Genomic DNA, 15,768 nt, shown 5'->3' on the forward strand with positions numbered 1-15,768 from the left:
CAAGCGTTTCCATGGCTGTACGGCAGCATGACCTGCTGCGGATATGCGTTGGGCACAACATGCCGACCGGTCGCCGAAGAAAGGAATCCACCAGAACGTTCGGGCGTGTCTGCCATTCCGGGCGTGGTGCCGCCCGCGCGCATGGATCGAATGTGTCGTACCCCGATGCGAACATGTGTTCGTGATCACCGACTGGACCGTTCGCACGGAGCGCCCCCGCTCGCCGCGACAACGCGCATGCGAATTTCCGTCATCCGAGTACGGGTCCTCGGCGATTCGGGTAGTCCGCTACGCGCGCTCCGGTACCCGTGCGCGCGGGATCATCGAACCGGTCGCATTCCGATCCGGTACCCCCGAGCACCGACCGGATCGGAATGCGGCCTTCTCGCGTTGCACGAGTCGTCCTTCCGGGGCAGACAGGTCTCCGGAAACAAATCGGATGAAATTGTCGGCGAGCGGGACGATACTGTGCCGGGTATCGGCCGGTGATCCGATCCAGCGAATTGATCGGCGCCCGGGGCTCCTGGGGTCGCGCTCATTCGCATCGAACTCGTCAACTTCAGGAGAATCATGCCCGACGCAATAGTCGCCGAGGGTCTGGTCAAACGATACGGCCAGCTGGTTGCCCTCGACGGACTCGATCTGCGAGTCCCGGAAGGCACCGTCACCGCACTGCTCGGACCCAATGGCGCAGGCAAGACCACCACCGTCCGCGTGTTCACCACTCTGCTGGTGCCGGATGCCGGACGCGCGACGGTCGCCGGAATCGATGTGCTGCGCGATCCGCAGACGTTGCGTTCCCGCATCGGGGCGTCGGGACAGTATGCCGCGGTCGACGAATACCTCACCGGTTTCGAGAATTTGGAAATGGTGGGACGTCTTTATCACATGGGGGTGCAGCGAAGTAAGGAACGCGCGCGCGAATTGCTCGAACGATTCCGGCTCACCGACGCCGCGGACCGTCCGGTCAAGGGTTACTCCGGCGGCATGCGCCGTCGCCTCGATCTGGCGGGCGCGTTGGTCGCGAACCCTCCCGTGCTGTTCCTCGACGAGCCCACCACCGGACTGGACCCTCGTGCGCGCTTGGATCTTTGGGACGTGATCGAGGAATTGGTCGCGGGTGGGACAACGTTGCTGCTCACCACCCAGTACATGGAGGAGGCGGATCGGCTCGCCGATTCGATCGCGGTGATCGACCACGGCAAGGTGATCGCCAAGGGCACCGCGGACGAACTCAAGACCATGGTCGGCGGCGACCGCATCGAGTTGACCGTCGATCGCGTGGACAATCTCGCGACGGCCGAGGCCGCGCTGAAGAGTTTGGCGGACGGGGAGATTCATCTGGAACCGGGGTTGCGCCGGATCATCGTCCCGGTCTCCGACGGGTCGCAGGCACTGGTGGAGGCAGTGGGGCGGCTGGCCGAGCACGGCGTGCAGATCCACGACGTAGGTCTGCGCCGCCCGTCGCTGGACGACGTCTTCCTCACCCTCACCGGTCATGAGGCGGAAGCGATCGCCGCCGGTGACGCGGCGAACGACGAGCTGGGAGCTACGGAAGGAACGATCCGATGACCGCCACCGCCCCGGTCCTGGGCAGGCCCTCGCTGGGCGCGCGACTGTCCATAGTGGTCAGCGACAGTGTGACCATCGCGAAACGCAACGTCATCAAGATCAAGCGGGTACCCGACGTCCTGATCTTCTCCACGCTCTCGCCGATCATGTTCGTGCTGCTGTTCGCCTATGTCTTCGGCGCGGCCATCGACGTGCCAGGCCTCTCCGGCGGATATCGCGAGTTCCTCATCGCGGGCATCTTCGCGCAGACCGTGGTGTTCGGTGCGACCTTCACCGGCGCGGGGCTGGCCGAGGACATGCAGAAGGGCATCATCGACCGATTCCGCTCGCTGCCGATGGCCTCGTCGGCGGTGCTGGTCGGCCGCACGATCAGCGATGTGGTGATCAACGTGGTCAGCCTGACCGTCATGTCGCTGACCGGCCTGCTCGTGGGTTGGCGCATCCGCGGTTCGTTCCTGGACGCCGTGCTGGCCTACATCCTGTTGCTGCTGTTCGCCTACGCGGTGTCCTGGATCATGGCTGTGGTGGGGCTGCTGGTGCGTGCGCCGGAGGTGTTCAACAACGCCAGCTTCATGGTGATCTTCCCGCTCACGTTCATCGCCAACACGTTCGTCCCCAGCGAGAAACTGCCCACCGTCCTTCGGGTGATCGCGGAATGGAACCCGGTGTCCGCGTTGACCCAGGCCACGCGTGAGCTGTTCGGGAACACGAGCCCGCTCGCGCCGACGCCGGATGCCTGGTCGTTGCAGCACCCCGTGATCACCTCGCTGGCCTGGGTGGTGGTGATCCTGGTGGTGTTCGTGCCGCTGGCCCTGCGTCAGTACAAGAAGACGGTCAGTCGCTGATCCGCCGCTGTCTCGTCAGTGCTCGGTTTCCACGCCGGTCTCCGCCAATGGAGTCGGCGTGGAGCCGTTGCGGGAGTATCCGATGCGCGGCGGAGCGGGCGCGGGTTCCGGCGGCTGAGGCCGCCGGGTGCGGGCCAGATAGGCCACGCCACCCGCCAACGCGACGGCGGCGGCGAGAAGGAGCCGATTACGTGAACGCGACGAGACATGCAGGCGCCCAGAGGTCATTGGACCACTCTATGCACAGCCCGGTGATTCGCGCAGGAGGCCCAGCTCACAGCACGGTCCGGCCCAGTTCCGCGGCCGCGTCGCCGACCGTGGCACGATGGGCGGCGTGACCTCACCGAATCAGACATCCGTGGCAACGCTGCACACGAATCACGGCGATATCAAGCTCGCGCTTTTCGGTAACCACGCGCCCAAGACGGTCCGCAACTTCCTAGGTCTCGCCGACGGTTCGGCTCCCTACACCACCGCGAACGCCAGCGGAGGCAACAGCGGCCCGTTCTATGACGGCGCCCTGTTCCATCGCGTGATGGCCGGTTTCATGATTCAGGGTGGCGATCCCACCGGGACCGGTCGCGGCGGCCCCGGCTACGAATTCGGCGACGAGTTCCACCCCGAGCTGCGGTTCGACCGTGGCTACCTGCTGGCGATGGCCAACGCGGGGCCGGGCACCAACGGCTCCCAGTTCTTCATCACCGTTCGTCCGCAGCCGCACCTCAACCGCAAGCACACCATCTTCGGTGAAGTCGTGGACCCGGAATCTCGGAAGGTCGTCGACGCCATCGCGACCACCAGGACCGATCGCAACGACCGGCCCGTGGAGCCCGTCGTCATCACCAAGATCACGATCGAATGAGACTATGAATCCCCAGCCGCCCGCACCCACCTGCGTCCGCCATCCGAATCGCCCGACCGGCCTGGCCTGCACGCGGTGCGGGCGGCCGTCCTGTGCGGAGTGCCTGCGACCCGCGGCCGTCGGTCAGCACTGTGTCGACTGTCTGCGCGCGGATCAGCGCGACGTCGCGCCGGTGCGGACGGTCTCGGGCGCGGCAGCGCCCCGGATGTCCGCACCCTATGTGACCTATGCGCTGATCGCGATCAACGTGGTGATCTACGCGATTACCGCGGCGCAGGCCAAGAGCCTGATGGACAACCAGCGTGGCTCCGCGCTGTTCTTCGATTGGGTGCTGTTCGCGCCGGCGGTCGCGGACGGCGAATGGTGGCGGGTGCTCGGTTCCGGGTTCCTGCACTACGGCCCCATTCACCTGCTGCTGAACATGTTCGCGCTGTATGTGGTGGGCCGGGATGCCGAATTGGTGCTGGGCCGGCTGCGCTACCTGGCGGTGTACCTGGTCTCGTTGCTCGGCGGATCCGCCGGGGTCATGCTTTTGGCGCAGAACAGTCTCACGGCGGGTGCGTCGGGCGCGGTGTACGGCCTGTTCGGTGCGATCACGATCATTCTGCTCCGGTTGCGGCAGAACCCGAATCAGATGCTGATCATCATCGGCATCAACGTGTTCATCAGCCTGTCACTGCCCGGCATCTCGCTCTGGGGTCATCTCGGCGGTCTGGCCGCGGGTACCGTCGCCACGCTCGGCATTCTGTTCCTGCCGGGTTGGCTGCGAGTGCGCACTCCGCAAGCGGCACGGACGGTCGGCTGGATCGCGGTGGCGCTCGTGGCGTTCGCGGCGCTGGGGCTGGTGGCTGTGGGCGCGATCACTTCGACTGCCTGACAGGGGGATTCGCTTCACGTGAAACATTCGCGGCCGGGTTTGCCGAATGTCCCGGCCGCGGCGTCGTCAGCGGGTCTTGTCCTGGGTGAGCCGCAGGGCTTCGACCAGGTCTTGATATACGAACTCGGGATTGGCGCCCAGATCCCAGCGGCCGAAGATCAGCAGCCGGTCCACCCCGTCGTGCTGGACGTCGAGTTCCAGCATCGGCATCTTCCGCCCGAGACGGCGGTAGCTCACCACACGGGCGCGCACGATTTGCTCGGGGGTGTATTCGTCGGGCCCCGTCAGGGTGCGGACGACCATGCGTGGTTGCGCGCCGGGCACCACGGACAGTCGCGGGCGTTGCCGGAACCCGAGCGCGGCGAGGGCGAGCAATCCGGCCGCTGCCAGTCCTACGAGCAGGCGGCTCGCCGCCTCGTTGGTGATCACCGCCGCGACGGCCAACGCGACGCCGCCCGCGGCGACCGCGACGAGCGCGGAGGTCGGCGTGGTCCAGGCCAGGCTCGGCTCGTCATGGTCCGGCGAGCCGGGGACCGCGGACTCCGAACTCACGGCACTCCCCAATCGCTCCTCGAGTTGTCCACAGGCTCATCCACAGGTGTGCATGAATGACACGTCTGTAATCCGCGCGATGTCGCCGCTCAGCGCCAGCGCATCGTCATGATCAGGCCCACCACCATCAGACCGAAGCCGATCAGGAAGTTCCAGGCGTTGAGATCGTTCATCCAGCTGATCTGCTCGGCCGCCAAGTAGTAGACGAGCAGCCAGGCCAGCCCGGCGAGCATGAATCCGAGCATGATGGCGACATACCAGACCGGCGACGGCCCGGCCTTCACCTTCACCGGCGTCCGGCTGGCGGGGTTGATCGTATAGTCGGTCTTCTTACGGACCTTCGACTTGGGCATGACGTCCTCGTATTCGGCGTGCAGGTCGTGGTCTCTAGGCTATCCCAACAGGTAATGGATGCGACGCGGTGCCGTGCGGGCACGTAATCTCGATGCCATGCGTGTTCTGGTCGTCGACAATTACGACAGCTTCGTCTTCAACCTGGTGCAGTACCTCGGTCAACTGGGTGTCGACGCGGTCGTCTGGCGTAACGACGATCCGAATCTGGCCGACGTCGCCGCGGTGGTCCGTGACTTCGACGGCATTCTGATCAGTCCAGGCCCCGGCACTCCGGACCGTGCGGGCGCCAGTATCCCGTTGGTGCGCGCCTGCGCGGAAGAAAATGTCCCGCTGCTGGGCGTGTGCCTCGGCCATCAGGCGATCGGGGAGGCCTTCGGCGCCACCGTCACCAGGGCTCCCGAGTTGCTGCACGGGAAGACGAGCGAGGTCTTCCACATCGGCGCCGGCGTGCTGGCCGGCCTTTCCGACCCGTTCACCGCCACGCGGTACCACTCCCTCACCGTGCTCGAGGACACCCTGCCGGAGGAGATCGAGGTGCTCGGGCGCACCGAGAGCGGGATCGTGATGGCGATGCGGCATCGCACCTTGCCCATCCACGGTGTGCAGTTCCACCCGGAATCGGTGCTCACCCAGGGCGGGCACCGAATGCTGGCGAACTGGTTGGGCGTGTGCGGTGAGCGTCCCGCCGAAGGGTTGGTGCAGACGCTGGAGGCGGAGGTCGCCGCGCTGGTGCTGCAGTGACCCGTCCGCATGTGCTCCTGTCGGTCGCGACGAGTATCGACGGGTACATCGACGACGCGAGCCCCGAGCGGTTGCACTTGTCCGACGCGGCGGACTTCGATCGTGTCGACCAAGTCCGCGCGGACTCCGACGCCATTCTCATCGGAGCGCAGACCCTGCGCAGCGACAATCCGCGACTGCTCGTCGGCAGCGCCGAGCGCAGGGCGGCCCGCCTCGCCGCGGGCAAGCCGGAGTATCCGTTGAAGGTGACGGTCTCCGCGAGCGGCGAGCTCGATCCCGAATTGCGGTTCTGGCACCACGGCGGCGGCAAGCTCGTCTACACCACCGCGGCGGGTGCGGCGAAGCTCACCACCAGGCTGAGCGGACTGGCCGATGTGGTGGATCTCGGCACCGAACTCGACTTCGGTGCGATGTTGGACGATCTGGGCCGCCGGGGTGTCGACCGGCTCATGGTGGAGGGCGGCACCCGCATCCATACCGCGTTCCTCGCCGCCGATCTGGCCGACGAACTGCACCTTGCTGTGGCCCCGATCCTGGTGGGTGACGTCGCGGCTCCGCGCTTCCTCGACCCGGCCGATTTCCCGGGGGCGCCCCACCGCAGGATGCGGCTGGCGGGCGTGACGCAAGTCGGCGATGTCGCCGTGCTGCGGTATCTGCCGAAGGCCGACCGGATCTGACGCCGGGTCGTGCCACGACGAAGGCGCGACGCACCGCGGACGACGGTCCGCCGTCCGCGGCCGGGCGTCGGCTCACACCACACCTCGACCGGATTGTGCTGCCCGCCCTAACTCCCTCGAGTTCGCATCGCCGGACGGCAGACCGTTGTCGAAGTGCACAGGTCGATCCGAGGGGGCGGTGGGATACCGCCCTCCGCGCCGGTTCGAAATCTACGGACGCCCGTAGACGGCGGTCACGAACTCGCCGAGCTGGTTATCGTCCAGATGCCTGGCCAGGTCCGCTTCGCTGATCATGCCGACCAGCCGCTTGTCCTCGATGACGGGCATGCGCTTGACCCGGTTGCTCTCCATTTCATCGAGGACTTCCTCGATGTCGGCGTTGGCATCGACCCACCGCGGCGTCGCTTCGCACAGTTCCTCGACCCGGCAGTTCGCGGGGATCTTGCCCTGAGCGATGCACTTCACCACGATGTCGCGGTCGGTGACGATGCCGCACATCCGTTCGTTGTCGTCCGAGACGATCAGCGACCCGACGTTGAGTTCGGCCATGGTGCGCGCGGCCTGCTCGATAGTCGTGTCCTTGGAGATCCACTGAACGCCGGGTTTCATGATGTCCCTGGCAGTGGTCATGAGCTACCTCCTCGTGCTCAGCTGCGCTGATTGGGATGGAGCAGCATCATTCTCCCGCAATTCACACCGGTTGGTCTCGTTTTCTGGATACCGGTGACCACGCCCGATCACGGCGGACCGAGTACCCCCACACCGACCAGGATGGCGCTGTTCTTCTGGATCGAACTGCCCGCGGACGGCTGCTGACTGAGTATGCGTCCGACATTGCCCGCGTCGAAGGTTCCCTGCGGCGACTGGCTGATCTGGCTGGTGCTGCCGGTCCAACCTTCCGCGCGCAGCTTCTCCACCGCCTGCGAGACGGTGAGACCGACCAGCGACGGCATCTTCAGATCGCCCGCGGACACCTGGACGGTAACCGTGGAGCCCTTCTCCGCGTTGCTGCCGCCGGCCGGGCTGGAGGCGACCACCTCACCCTTCGGCTTCGAGGACTGCACCTCTTGCACAACGACCTTGAAACCGTTGCCCTCGATATTCGGCTGAGCCACGTCGATCGTCTGGCCGACGACGTAGGGGACGCGAACCGCTTCCGGTCCGGTGCCGATCGTGACGACGACTTCCCAGTCCACGTCGACCTTCGAACCCGGCGACGGATTCTGCTCGATCACCTGATCCTTCTCGGCGGTGCTCGACGGTTTGCGCTCGATGTTCGAGTTGATCCGCAGGCCTTTGGAATTCAACACCTGCTCGGCCTGCTCCTGGGTCAGCCCCGTGAGCTTCGGCACCTGCACTTGGGCGGGCCCGGAGGACACCTGAACCGTGACGGTGCTTCCCTCGTCGATCCGCGAGCCGCCCAAGGGTTGGGTCGCGATGACGTTGCCCGTGGCGACCTTGCCGTCGGGCTTCTGCTGGATCGCCACCGTGAAGCCGAGCTTCTGCAGCGCGTCCTGCGCCTGTTGCGAGGACTTGTTGGACAGATCGGGAACGGCTACCTGGTCCGGCCTGCTGCCCGGCCCGAGCAGCACCCAGAACAAAGCGAAAGCCACGGCGACGGCCGCGACGGCGCCGAGCGCGATGTAGGCGGTTCGGCGCTGGCCGTTCGGTTCGGCCGGGTCCTGCTCTGCGGTGTCGTCGTGACGTTCGACGGTGCGGTAGTTCCGCGGCGGAGGCTCGTCCGCGCTCATGAAGGTGGTGCGGTCCTCGTCGGTCATCACCATGGGGGCGCTGGGCTTCTGGCCGCCGAGTACCCGGATCAGGTCGGCGCGCATCTCGGCGGCGGACTGGTACCGGTTGGCCGGGTTCTTGCTCATCGCCTTGAGCACGACCGAGTCCAGCTCGCGGGGCACCCCCGCGTGCACGTGCGAGGGCAGCCGCGGATCTTCCCGGACGTGCTGGTAGGCGACGGCGACCGGGGAGTCACCCGTGAAAGGCGGCTCCCCGGTGAGGATTTCGAACAGCACACAACCCACGGAGTAGACGTCCGAGCGGGCGTCCACCGTCTCTCCGCGCGCCTGTTCCGGCGACAGGTACTGCGCGGTGCCGATCACCGCCGCGGTCTGCGTCATCGGGTTGGAGCTGTCGGCGATCGCGCGCGCGATGCCGAAGTCCATCACCTTCACCGCGCCGGACCGATTGATCATGATGTTGGCGGGCTTCATGTCGCGGTGCACGATCCCGGCCTTGTGGCTGAAATCCAAGGCGGCGCAGACATCAGCGACGACTTCCATCGCTCGGCGCGGCGGCAGCGGCCCCTTGCCGCGCACGATGTCACGCAGTGTGTCGCCGTCGACGTACTCCATCACGATGTACGGCAGCGGGCCGCCGTCCACCTCGGCCTCACCGGTGTCGTAGACCGCGACGATGGCCGGATGATTGAGTGCGGCGGCATTCTGCGCTTCGCGCTTGAACCGCAGGTAGAACGTGGGATCGCGGGCGAGGTCCGCCCGCAGCACCTTGATCGCCACGTCGCGGCTCAGCCGGATGTCGCGGGCCTTGTGCACCTCGGACATACCGCCGAACCCGATGATCTCGCCCAGCTCGTAGCGAGACGAGAGATTCTTCGGGGTCGTCATGGCAGTCCTTGCGAAGAAGTGGCGGATCCGCTGCGAGTGGCCGAGGGCCCCCGGGCACCGGGAATCTCCGGGAATGGTAGGTCGAGAGTCGGGATGCGCGGGCGCGTTGCGGTGGCAGTGGGCGCGGTGGTCGTCGGCTTCGTCGTGCTCGGTGCCGTGGTGGTGGGCGGCGCGGTGGTCGTCGTCGGCTCCGGTGTCGTGGTCTTCGGCTCGGTGGTGGTCGGTTCGTAGGTCTCGGTTTCCACCGGCGCTGGCGCGGGCTTGGGGGTAGTCGTGGTGGCCACCGGCGGGACCGGCTTCGGGTTCGGTGCGACCGTCGCGGTCGGCGACGGCGTGGAATCCGGATTGGTGTCGCCACCGAAGAGCAGGTAGGCCGTGAGCGCGGCGAGCAGGACGGCGCCGATGCCGAGTCCGGTCAGCCATTTCTGGGCAGTGGTGAACCTCTTGTCGCCACCGGGCGGTCGATCGCCCGCCGTGCCACGGCTCAGCACGGTGGCCGGAGCCGCGATCGTGCCCGCGCGATTCGCCGCGCCCACCGCACCGGCCGCGGGCGTCGAGTAGCGCACCGTCGCCCCGTCGAAGTCGGGTGGCGTGGAGGGGATCACGGCGGTCGGGCCCGGCGGGAGCACCCGCGTGGCGCCGGTCAAGGGCGCGCCGGAATGGGTACCACTCGGCGGCGGCGGACGCCGGCCCGCGCGCACCGCGGCGACCGCGTCGGCGAACTCGCCGCCACTGGCGTAGCGGCGCGCCGGGTCCTTCTCCATCGTGATCTCGACCAGTTCGCGCACGTTGCCGGGCAGATCGGCCGGCATCGGGGGCGGCGTCTCACGCACGTGCTTCATGGCGACGGTGAGCGCGCCGTCGCCGGTGAACGGCCGCTGGCCTGCCAGCACCTCGTAGCCGACCACGGCGAGGGAGTAGACGTCGCTGGCCGCGGTGGCGTCCTCGCCGACCGCCTGTTCCGGTGCGATGTACTGCGCGGTGCCCATCACCATGCCGGTCTTGGTCACCGGGGAGGCGTCCACCGCCTTGGCGATACCGAAGTCGGTGATCTTCGCCTGACCGGTCGGGGTGACCAGGATGTTGCCCGGCTTCACGTCGCGGTGCACCACGCCCGCGCGGTGCGCCACCTCCAGGGCACGGCCGGTCTGCTCGAGCAGGTCGAGGCCCTGGGCGACCGATAGCCTGCCCAGGCGGTTGAGCACCGTGTTCAGCGGCTCACCCTGGACGAATTCCATGACCAGGTAGGCGATCTCGCTGCCCTGCGGGTCGATCGTCTCGCCGTAGTCGTAGATGCCCGCGATGCCGGGGTGATTCAGCTGGGCGGTGGTCTTCGCCTCGGTGCGGAATCGATGCCGGAACGTCGGGTCGGCCGAGAACTCCGACTTCAGCACCTTGACCGCGACCCTGCGGTCCAACCTGGTGTCCAGCGCTTCCCAGACCTGGCCCATGCCGCCGGTCGCGATCAGTCGCTGCAGCCGGTACCGGTCGGCGATCATCGCACCGTTGTTCAGCATCGAGGTCCCCGTACCTTCACTCGCACATCCATATCGTTCAGCCCCCTCGAAGACCGGCGTCGAGAACCGCGCGAGCCACCGGCGCGGCGACCGAGCCACCGGTCGCGGCAAGCGCCCGGTCCCCACCGTTCTCCACGATCACCGCGATGGCGATCTTCGGGTTCTGCGCGGGGGCGAACGCGATGTACCAAGCATGCGGCGGCGTGTTGCGCGGGTTGCTCCCGTGCTCCGCGGTGCCGGTCTTGGACGCGATCTGATAACGGGTCTGGTTACCTCCAGAGGTGTTGCCCTCCGACGCGATCATCAGGTTGGTCACGGTCGACGCTACATCGGCGCTGACGGCTTGGCCGACCGAGACCGGCTTGGTCTTCGACAGCTCGCTCAGATCCGGGCCCTGCAACTGATCGACCAGGTAGGGCTCCATCCGGACGCCGCCGTTGGCGATGGTCGCCGCGACGACCGCGTTCTGCAGCGGGGTCAACGCCACGTCGCGCTGCCCGATGCTGCTCTGGGCCAGGGCGGCGTCGTCGGAGATGGTGCCGACGGTGCTCTCCGCCACCGGCATCGGGATCCCTCGGTGCGGGCCGATGCCGAACGCGGCCGCCTCGTCCTTGAGATTCGCGGCACCCACCTTGACGCCGAGTTCGGCGAACGCGGTGTTGCACGAGCGACGGAACGCTTCGAACAGCGAAGCTGTCGGGTTGGGACCGCACGTGGAGCCGTTGTAGTTCTCCAGCGTGGTGCTGGTGCCGGGCAGCGTGATGTTCGGCGCGGCGGTGAACTGGTCGTCGGGAGTCGCGGCGCCGTTGGACAGCGCGGCGGCGGTGACCACGACTTTGAACGTGGATCCGGGCGGATAGGTCTGCGAGATGGCGCGATTCAGCATGGGGTGGCGCGGATCCGCGCTCAGCGTTTCCCACGCCTGGGTGCCGCGCGCACCGTCGTGCCCGGACAGCAGGTTCGGGTCGTAGCTGGGCGTGGAGACCATGGTCAGGATCTTGCCGGTGCTCGGCTCGATCGCCACCACCGAACCGGTGTAGCCCTTGCTGGTCATCTGGTCGTAGGCCACTTGCTGCATCAGCGGGTTGAGCGTGGTGACCACGTTGCCGCCGCGCGGGTCGCGGCCGGAGATGAGGTCGACGAGGCGGCTGCCGAACAGTTGACTGTCGGAGCCGTTGAGCACCGAGTCCTCAGCACGCTCCAGTCCGGTGCTGCCGTACTGCATCGAGTAGAAACCGGTGGCGGGTGCGTACGCCTCCGGCTCGCTCGGGTACGTGCGCAAGTACTTGTAGCGGTCATCGGTCGCGACCGAGCCGGCCAGCACGGTGCCGCCTGCCGAGATCTGCCCGCGCTGGCGGGCGTACTCGTCCAGCAGAACCCGGGAGTTGCGTGGATCGGAGCGCAGGTCGTCGGCCTTGATCACTTGGACGTAGGTTGCGTTCGCCAGCAGTGCGACGACCATCACCATCACCGCGATCGCGACTCGGCGTAGTGGAGTGTTCATGTCAGCGGCCCCGCCTCCGGTCGCCCGCCATCGCGCCGCAGCAGTTCGGTCTGCGCGTCGGCGATCGGCGCCGGTTCCTTCTTGCGCACCGGGGCGGGTGCGCGGGCGGCGTCGGAGATCTTGATCAGCAACGCCAGCAACGCGTAGTTGGCCAGCAGCGAAGACCCGCCGTAGGACATGAACGGGGTGGTGAGACCGGTCAGCGGAATCAGCTTGGTCACACCCCCGACCACGACGAACAGCTGGATCGCGATGGTGAACGACAGGCCGGCCGCGAGCAATTTGCCGAAGCTGTCGCGCACCGCGAGGGCGGTGCGCAGCCCGCGCACGACGAATACCAGGAACAGCGCCAGCACCGCGGCGAGCCCGATCAGGCCGAGTTCCTCGCCGATGGTGGTGACGATGAAGTCGGTCTTGGCGAACGGCACCTGGTTCGGCCTGCCGCTGCCGAGGCCGGTCCCGGCGAGACCGCCGGTGGCCAGGCCGAACAGCGACTGCGAGATCTGATAGCCGGTGTTGTTGTAGTCGTCGAACGGGTGCAGCCAGGTCTCCACCCGGACCCGCACGTGGCCGAACAATTGATAGGCGAAGACGAAACCGAGCGCGAGCAGTCCGCCGCCGATGACCAGCCAGCCGACCCGTTCGGTGGCGATGTAGAGCATCACGAGCACCGTGCTGAAGATCAGCAGCGAGGTGCCGAGATCCTTCTCGAACACGAGCACGCCGATGCAGACGACCCAGACGGCCAGGATCGGTCCGAGGTCGCGGCCGCGCGGGAACTCCATGCCGAGCACATGGCGACCGGCGGCGGTGAAGATCTCGCGCTTGGCCACCAGGACCGAGGCGAAGAAGATGATCAGCAGGATCTTCGCGAACTCACCCGGCTGGACACTGAACCCGGGCAGCCGGATCCAGATCTTCGCGCCGTTGGTCTCGGAGAACGCGCTCGGCAGCAGAGCCGGAATGGCCAGCGCGACAAGGCCGATGAGGCCGAGGGTGTAGCTGTAGCGGGCCAGGGTGCGGTAGTCGCGCAGCGCGATCAGCAGCGTGATGAACACGAGCGTGCCCAGCGCGGTCCACAGGATCTGCTGATTGGCGTCGGGGGAGGGGGTCGCCCACGAGTTGTAGGCGGCGGTCTGCTGGTCGGCCAGGTCGAGCCGGTGGATCAGCACGAGACCGAGTCCGTTGAGCAACGCCACGATCGGCAACAGCAGGGGGTCGGCGAACGGGGCGAACCGCCGCACGGCCAGGTGCGCCACCGCGAACAACGCCAGGTAGGCCAAGCCGTATTTGGCGATATCCAAGGTGATCGACTGTTCCTGACTGGCCTCGACCAGGAACAGGGACGCCGTGGTGATCACCGCCGCCGCCCCGAGCAGCAGAAGTTCGACGTTGCGTCTGGTGCTCGGCGGTGGCGCGGGAGCGAAGCCGCCAGGGGGACTGGGAAAAGCCCCAGCCGACGGCGGTGCCGGCGCGGACATCAGTCCGTCACCCGGCAGTTCTCCCCCGCGGTCTGGGGGGCGGGCGACGTGCTCGACGGCGGGACAGGAGCCTCCGACTTCGTCGGTGTCTTGATTTCGGTGCCCCTGGCGTCACCCTGTTCCGGCGCCGGTGCCGGTGCCGGTGCCGGTGCCGGTGCCGGCGCGGGCGCGGCGGTGGCCGGTGCGGGCTGAGCGCCGTTGGGCGCGGGGGCTGGGGTCTCGGCAGGCGACGGGACGACACCCGGCTGCGGCGCCGATTCCTTGACCGGGCACGGCGGCAGCAGTTCTCGCTGGGCGAGGTAGGTCATCGAGTCCCTGGCCTTGTCCAGCGAGCCCGGCGGCAAGCCCTTGTCCACCTGCTCGCGGCCGGTCTGCTTCAGATCGGTGACCTTCAGCGGCTTGCACGCCGACGGCAGACTCTCGCCGGGCTCGGTCAGGGTGAGTTCCCCGTTGCGGGTCACACATCCGACGAGATTCACGTCGTGGATCGAGTAACCGAGGATGGAACCGGGCAGCCCGCGCAGGATCACCACCGAACCGTCGTCGGCGCCGACGTAGTAGTTGCTGCGGATCATCTTGTAGCCGACCACGAGCCCCACGCAGACCGCGACGATGAGCGCGAGCGCGAGCACGATCCAGCGCAACCGGTGCGACTTCTTCGCGGGCGGCTCGGGCGCGGCGGCGGCCCGGCGCGGCGCGGCGCGCGGCGGGCGCAACGCGGAGGCCCGGCCTGCGGCGGTGTTCGGCGGCGGCGTGTCCTCGTCGACGCCGGAGGCGGCGCCCGCGACGATCGGGTGGCTCTGGCCGTAGTCCAGGTCGATGACATCGGCAACGACGACGGTCACGTTGTCCGGACCGCCGCTGCGCAACGCCAGCTCGATGAGCCGGTCGGCGCACTCGTCGGTGCTGCCCTCGCGCATCGTGTTCGCGATGGTCTCGTCGCTGACCACGTCGGAGAGACCGTCGGAACACAGCAGGTAGCGGTCACCGGCGCGCGCTTCGCGCATGATCAGCGTCGGCTCGATCTCGTTGCCGGTGAGCGCGCGCATGATCAGCGAGCGCTGCGGGTGCGTGTGCGCCTGCTCCGGTGTGATCCTGCCCTCGTCGACCAGCGATTGGACGAAGGTGTCGTCCCGGGTGATCTGGCCGAGCTCGCCGCCACGCAGCAGGTAGGCGCGCGAGTCGCCGATGTGCACGAGGCCGAGTTTCTTGCCCGCGAACAGGATCGCGGTGAGCGTGGTGCCCATGCCGTCGAGCTCGGGCTCCTCCTCGACCTGATCGGCGATGGCGGCGTTGCCTTCTCGGGTGGCCGCGTCGAGCTTGCCGAGCAGATCGTCGCCGGGCTCGTCGTCGTCGAGGTGGGCGAGCGCGGCGATCATCAACTGGGACGCGACTTCTCCCGCGGCATGGCCGCCCATGCCGTCGGCGAGTGCGAGCAGCCGGGCGCCCGCGTACACGGAATCTTCGTTGTTGCCTCGGACGAGACCGCGGTCGCTGCGCGCTGCGTAGCGGAGAACAAGTGTCACGATCGCAGCTCGATCACTGTTTTGCCGACACGGACAGGCGTGCCGAGTGGAACGCGGACGGCGGTGGTGACTTTCGCGCGATCGAGGTAGGTGCCGTTCGTCGAGCCGAGGTCCTCGACGTACCAGTCGTCACCACGCGGAGACAGTCGCGCATGCCTGGTCGAGGCGTAGTCATCGGTGAGTACCAGCGTGGAGTCGTCCGCACGCCCGATCAGCACCGGTTGGGTGCCGAGCGAGATGCGAGTGCCGGCGAGTGAACCCTGAGTCACCACAAGAAATTTGGCGCCCTTCTGGCCCCGGCTGAAGGAAGGCAGCACCGCGGAACCGCGTGCGGCCCTGGGCTGGATCCGAATGCCGGATGCCGCGTAGATGTCGCTGCGCAACGTGCGCAGCACAGCCCACACGAACAACCACAACAGCAGAAGGAACCCCGCACGGGTCAGTTGCAGGATCAGTCCCTGCACGGCGCTCCACCTCCTGTTCGACCGTGTACGTCGGTGCCGTAGGTGCGGTTCGACCACCCCCACCAGCCTGCTGGTCTTGCCGGCCCCGGTGTCGGCGCCGCGCGTGTGTTGGCAGCATCATAGGGCCGTCGGTCGATTTCGATCACGATACGACCGA

General features: G+C 67.5%; 16 protein-coding genes. 6 read left to right on the plus strand and 10 right to left on the minus strand.

Going from position 1 to position 15,768, the window contains the following annotated elements:
- The first annotated feature begins 570 nt into the window (after nucleotides 1-570).
- Nucleotides 571-1,572 (plus strand): ATP-binding cassette domain-containing protein, encoded by a 1,002-nt coding sequence (locus tag ACIA5H_RS18870; protein WP_397076920.1) that lies wholly within the window; start codon nucleotides 571-573, stop codon nucleotides 1,570-1,572.
- The gene (locus tag ACIA5H_RS18875) at nucleotides 1,569-2,417 is read left to right on the plus strand and encodes an ABC transporter permease (protein ID WP_355073401.1); all 849 of its coding nucleotides are present in this window, start codon (nucleotides 1,569-1,571) and stop codon (nucleotides 2,415-2,417) included. The genes ACIA5H_RS18870 and ACIA5H_RS18875 overlap by 4 nt, the downstream gene beginning before the upstream one ends.
- Before the next feature lie 15 nt (nucleotides 2,418-2,432).
- Here ACIA5H_RS18875 and ACIA5H_RS18880 read toward each other — a convergent pair whose 3' ends face one another.
- Complete coding sequence (locus ACIA5H_RS18880) at nucleotides 2,433-2,645, minus strand: hypothetical protein (protein ID WP_355073399.1); 213 nt, start codon at nucleotides 2,643-2,645, stop codon at nucleotides 2,433-2,435.
- Between the two features lie 106 nt (nucleotides 2,646-2,751).
- On the opposite strand from ACIA5H_RS18880, the gene ACIA5H_RS18885 reads away from it, so the two are divergent.
- On the plus strand, nucleotides 2,752-3,279 hold the full coding sequence (locus ACIA5H_RS18885; protein ID WP_356963240.1) for a peptidylprolyl isomerase: 528 nt from the start codon (nucleotides 2,752-2,754) through the stop codon (nucleotides 3,277-3,279).
- A gap of 4 nt (nucleotides 3,280-3,283) precedes the next feature.
- Nucleotides 3,284-4,156 carry a rhomboid family intramembrane serine protease gene (locus tag ACIA5H_RS18890; RefSeq protein ID WP_397076921.1) on the plus strand — a complete coding sequence of 291 codons (873 nt, stop codon included), beginning with the start codon at nucleotides 3,284-3,286 and terminating at the stop codon, nucleotides 4,154-4,156.
- A gap of 66 nt (nucleotides 4,157-4,222) precedes the next feature.
- On the opposite strand, the gene ACIA5H_RS18895 is transcribed toward ACIA5H_RS18890, so the two are convergent.
- Nucleotides 4,223-4,708: a PH domain-containing protein gene (locus ACIA5H_RS18895; protein ID WP_379249668.1), complete on the minus strand. Its 486-nt coding sequence runs from the start codon at nucleotides 4,706-4,708 to the stop codon at nucleotides 4,223-4,225.
- Between the two features lie 89 nt (nucleotides 4,709-4,797).
- Nucleotides 4,798-5,061, minus strand: a complete 264-nt coding sequence (crgA, locus tag ACIA5H_RS18900) for a cell division protein CrgA (protein ID WP_039803465.1) — start codon at nucleotides 5,059-5,061, stop codon at nucleotides 4,798-4,800.
- Nucleotides 5,062-5,158: 97 nt separating this feature from the next.
- Here crgA and ACIA5H_RS18905 point away from each other — a divergent pair, with 97 nt between their 5' ends.
- The gene (locus ACIA5H_RS18905; protein ID WP_355073392.1) at nucleotides 5,159-5,803 is read left to right on the plus strand and encodes an aminodeoxychorismate/anthranilate synthase component II; all 645 of its coding nucleotides are present in this window, start codon (nucleotides 5,159-5,161) and stop codon (nucleotides 5,801-5,803) included.
- The gene (locus ACIA5H_RS18910; protein WP_397076922.1) at nucleotides 5,800-6,480 is read left to right on the plus strand and encodes a RibD family protein; all 681 of its coding nucleotides are present in this window, start codon (nucleotides 5,800-5,802) and stop codon (nucleotides 6,478-6,480) included. The genes ACIA5H_RS18905 and ACIA5H_RS18910 overlap by 4 nt, the downstream gene beginning before the upstream one ends.
- 210 nt (nucleotides 6,481-6,690) lie before the next feature.
- Here ACIA5H_RS18910 and ACIA5H_RS18915 read toward each other — a convergent pair whose 3' ends face one another.
- The 7 genes from ACIA5H_RS18915 to ACIA5H_RS18945 form a co-directional block, all read right to left on the minus strand.
- Entirely contained in the window at nucleotides 6,691-7,110 is a 420-nt protein-coding gene (locus ACIA5H_RS18915) for a CBS domain-containing protein (RefSeq protein WP_355073389.1), read from the minus strand.
- A 107-nt stretch (nucleotides 7,111-7,217) separates the two neighbouring features.
- Nucleotides 7,218-9,119, minus strand: coding sequence for a Stk1 family PASTA domain-containing Ser/Thr kinase (gene pknB / locus ACIA5H_RS18920; protein WP_355073387.1), 1,902 nt, complete (start codon nucleotides 9,117-9,119; stop codon nucleotides 7,218-7,220).
- Complete coding sequence (locus ACIA5H_RS18925) at nucleotides 9,116-10,636, minus strand: protein kinase (protein WP_397076923.1); 1,521 nt, start codon at nucleotides 10,634-10,636, stop codon at nucleotides 9,116-9,118. Before ACIA5H_RS18925 ends, pknB begins: the two co-directional genes overlap by 4 nt.
- Nucleotides 10,637-10,673: 37 nt before the next feature.
- A complete protein-coding gene (locus ACIA5H_RS18930) occupies nucleotides 10,674-12,140 on the minus strand; it encodes a penicillin-binding protein 2 (RefSeq protein ID WP_355073384.1) in 1,467 nt (488 codons plus the stop codon).
- A complete protein-coding gene (locus ACIA5H_RS18935) occupies nucleotides 12,137-13,621 on the minus strand; it encodes an FtsW/RodA/SpoVE family cell cycle protein (protein ID WP_379249675.1) in 1,485 nt (494 codons plus the stop codon). Before ACIA5H_RS18935 ends, ACIA5H_RS18930 begins: the two co-directional genes overlap by 4 nt.
- Nucleotides 13,621-15,147, minus strand: a complete 1,527-nt coding sequence (locus ACIA5H_RS18940) for a PP2C family protein-serine/threonine phosphatase (protein WP_397076924.1) — start codon at nucleotides 15,145-15,147, stop codon at nucleotides 13,621-13,623. The genes ACIA5H_RS18935 and ACIA5H_RS18940 overlap by 1 nt, the downstream gene beginning before the upstream one ends.
- On the minus strand, nucleotides 15,144-15,611 hold the full coding sequence (locus ACIA5H_RS18945) for an FHA domain-containing protein (protein WP_014980860.1): 468 nt from the start codon (nucleotides 15,609-15,611) through the stop codon (nucleotides 15,144-15,146). The genes ACIA5H_RS18940 and ACIA5H_RS18945 overlap by 4 nt, the downstream gene beginning before the upstream one ends.
- Between the last annotated feature and the right edge of the window lie 157 nt (nucleotides 15,612-15,768).

The sequence above is a fragment of the Nocardia sp. NPDC051900 genome, from assembly GCF_044452545.1.
GTDB classification, from domain to species: domain Bacteria; phylum Actinomycetota; class Actinomycetes; order Mycobacteriales; family Mycobacteriaceae; genus Nocardia; species Nocardia sichangensis.

Coding starts and splice junctions, on each gene's coding strand:
- ACIA5H_RS18870 (WP_397076920.1), top strand. CDS start 571: ATGCCCGACGCAATAGTCGCCGAGGGTCTGGTCAAACGATACGGCCAG.
- ACIA5H_RS18875 (WP_355073401.1), top strand. CDS start 1,569: ATGACCGCCACCGCCCCGGTCCTGGGCAGGCCCTCGCTGGGCGCGCGA.
- ACIA5H_RS18880 (WP_355073399.1), bottom strand. CDS start 2,645: ATGACCTCTGGGCGCCTGCATGTCTCGTCGCGTTCACGTAATCGGCTC.
- ACIA5H_RS18890 (WP_397076921.1), top strand. CDS start 3,284: ATGAATCCCCAGCCGCCCGCACCCACCTGCGTCCGCCATCCGAATCGC.
- crgA (WP_039803465.1), bottom strand. CDS start 5,061: ATGCCCAAGTCGAAGGTCCGTAAGAAGACCGACTATACGATCAACCCC.
- ACIA5H_RS18905 (WP_355073392.1), top strand. CDS start 5,159: ATGCGTGTTCTGGTCGTCGACAATTACGACAGCTTCGTCTTCAACCTG.
- ACIA5H_RS18915 (WP_355073389.1), bottom strand. CDS start 7,110: ATGACCACTGCCAGGGACATCATGAAACCCGGCGTTCAGTGGATCTCC.
- pknB (WP_355073387.1), bottom strand. CDS start 9,119: ATGACGACCCCGAAGAATCTCTCGTCTCGCTACGAGCTGGGCGAGATC.
- ACIA5H_RS18925 (WP_397076923.1), bottom strand. CDS start 10,636: ATGCTGAACAACGGTGCGATGATCGCCGACCGGTACCGGCTGCAGCGA.
- ACIA5H_RS18930 (WP_355073384.1), bottom strand. CDS start 12,140: ATGAACACTCCACTACGCCGAGTCGCGATCGCGGTGATGGTGATGGTC.
- ACIA5H_RS18935 (WP_379249675.1), bottom strand. CDS start 13,621: ATGTCCGCGCCGGCACCGCCGTCGGCTGGGGCTTTTCCCAGTCCCCCT.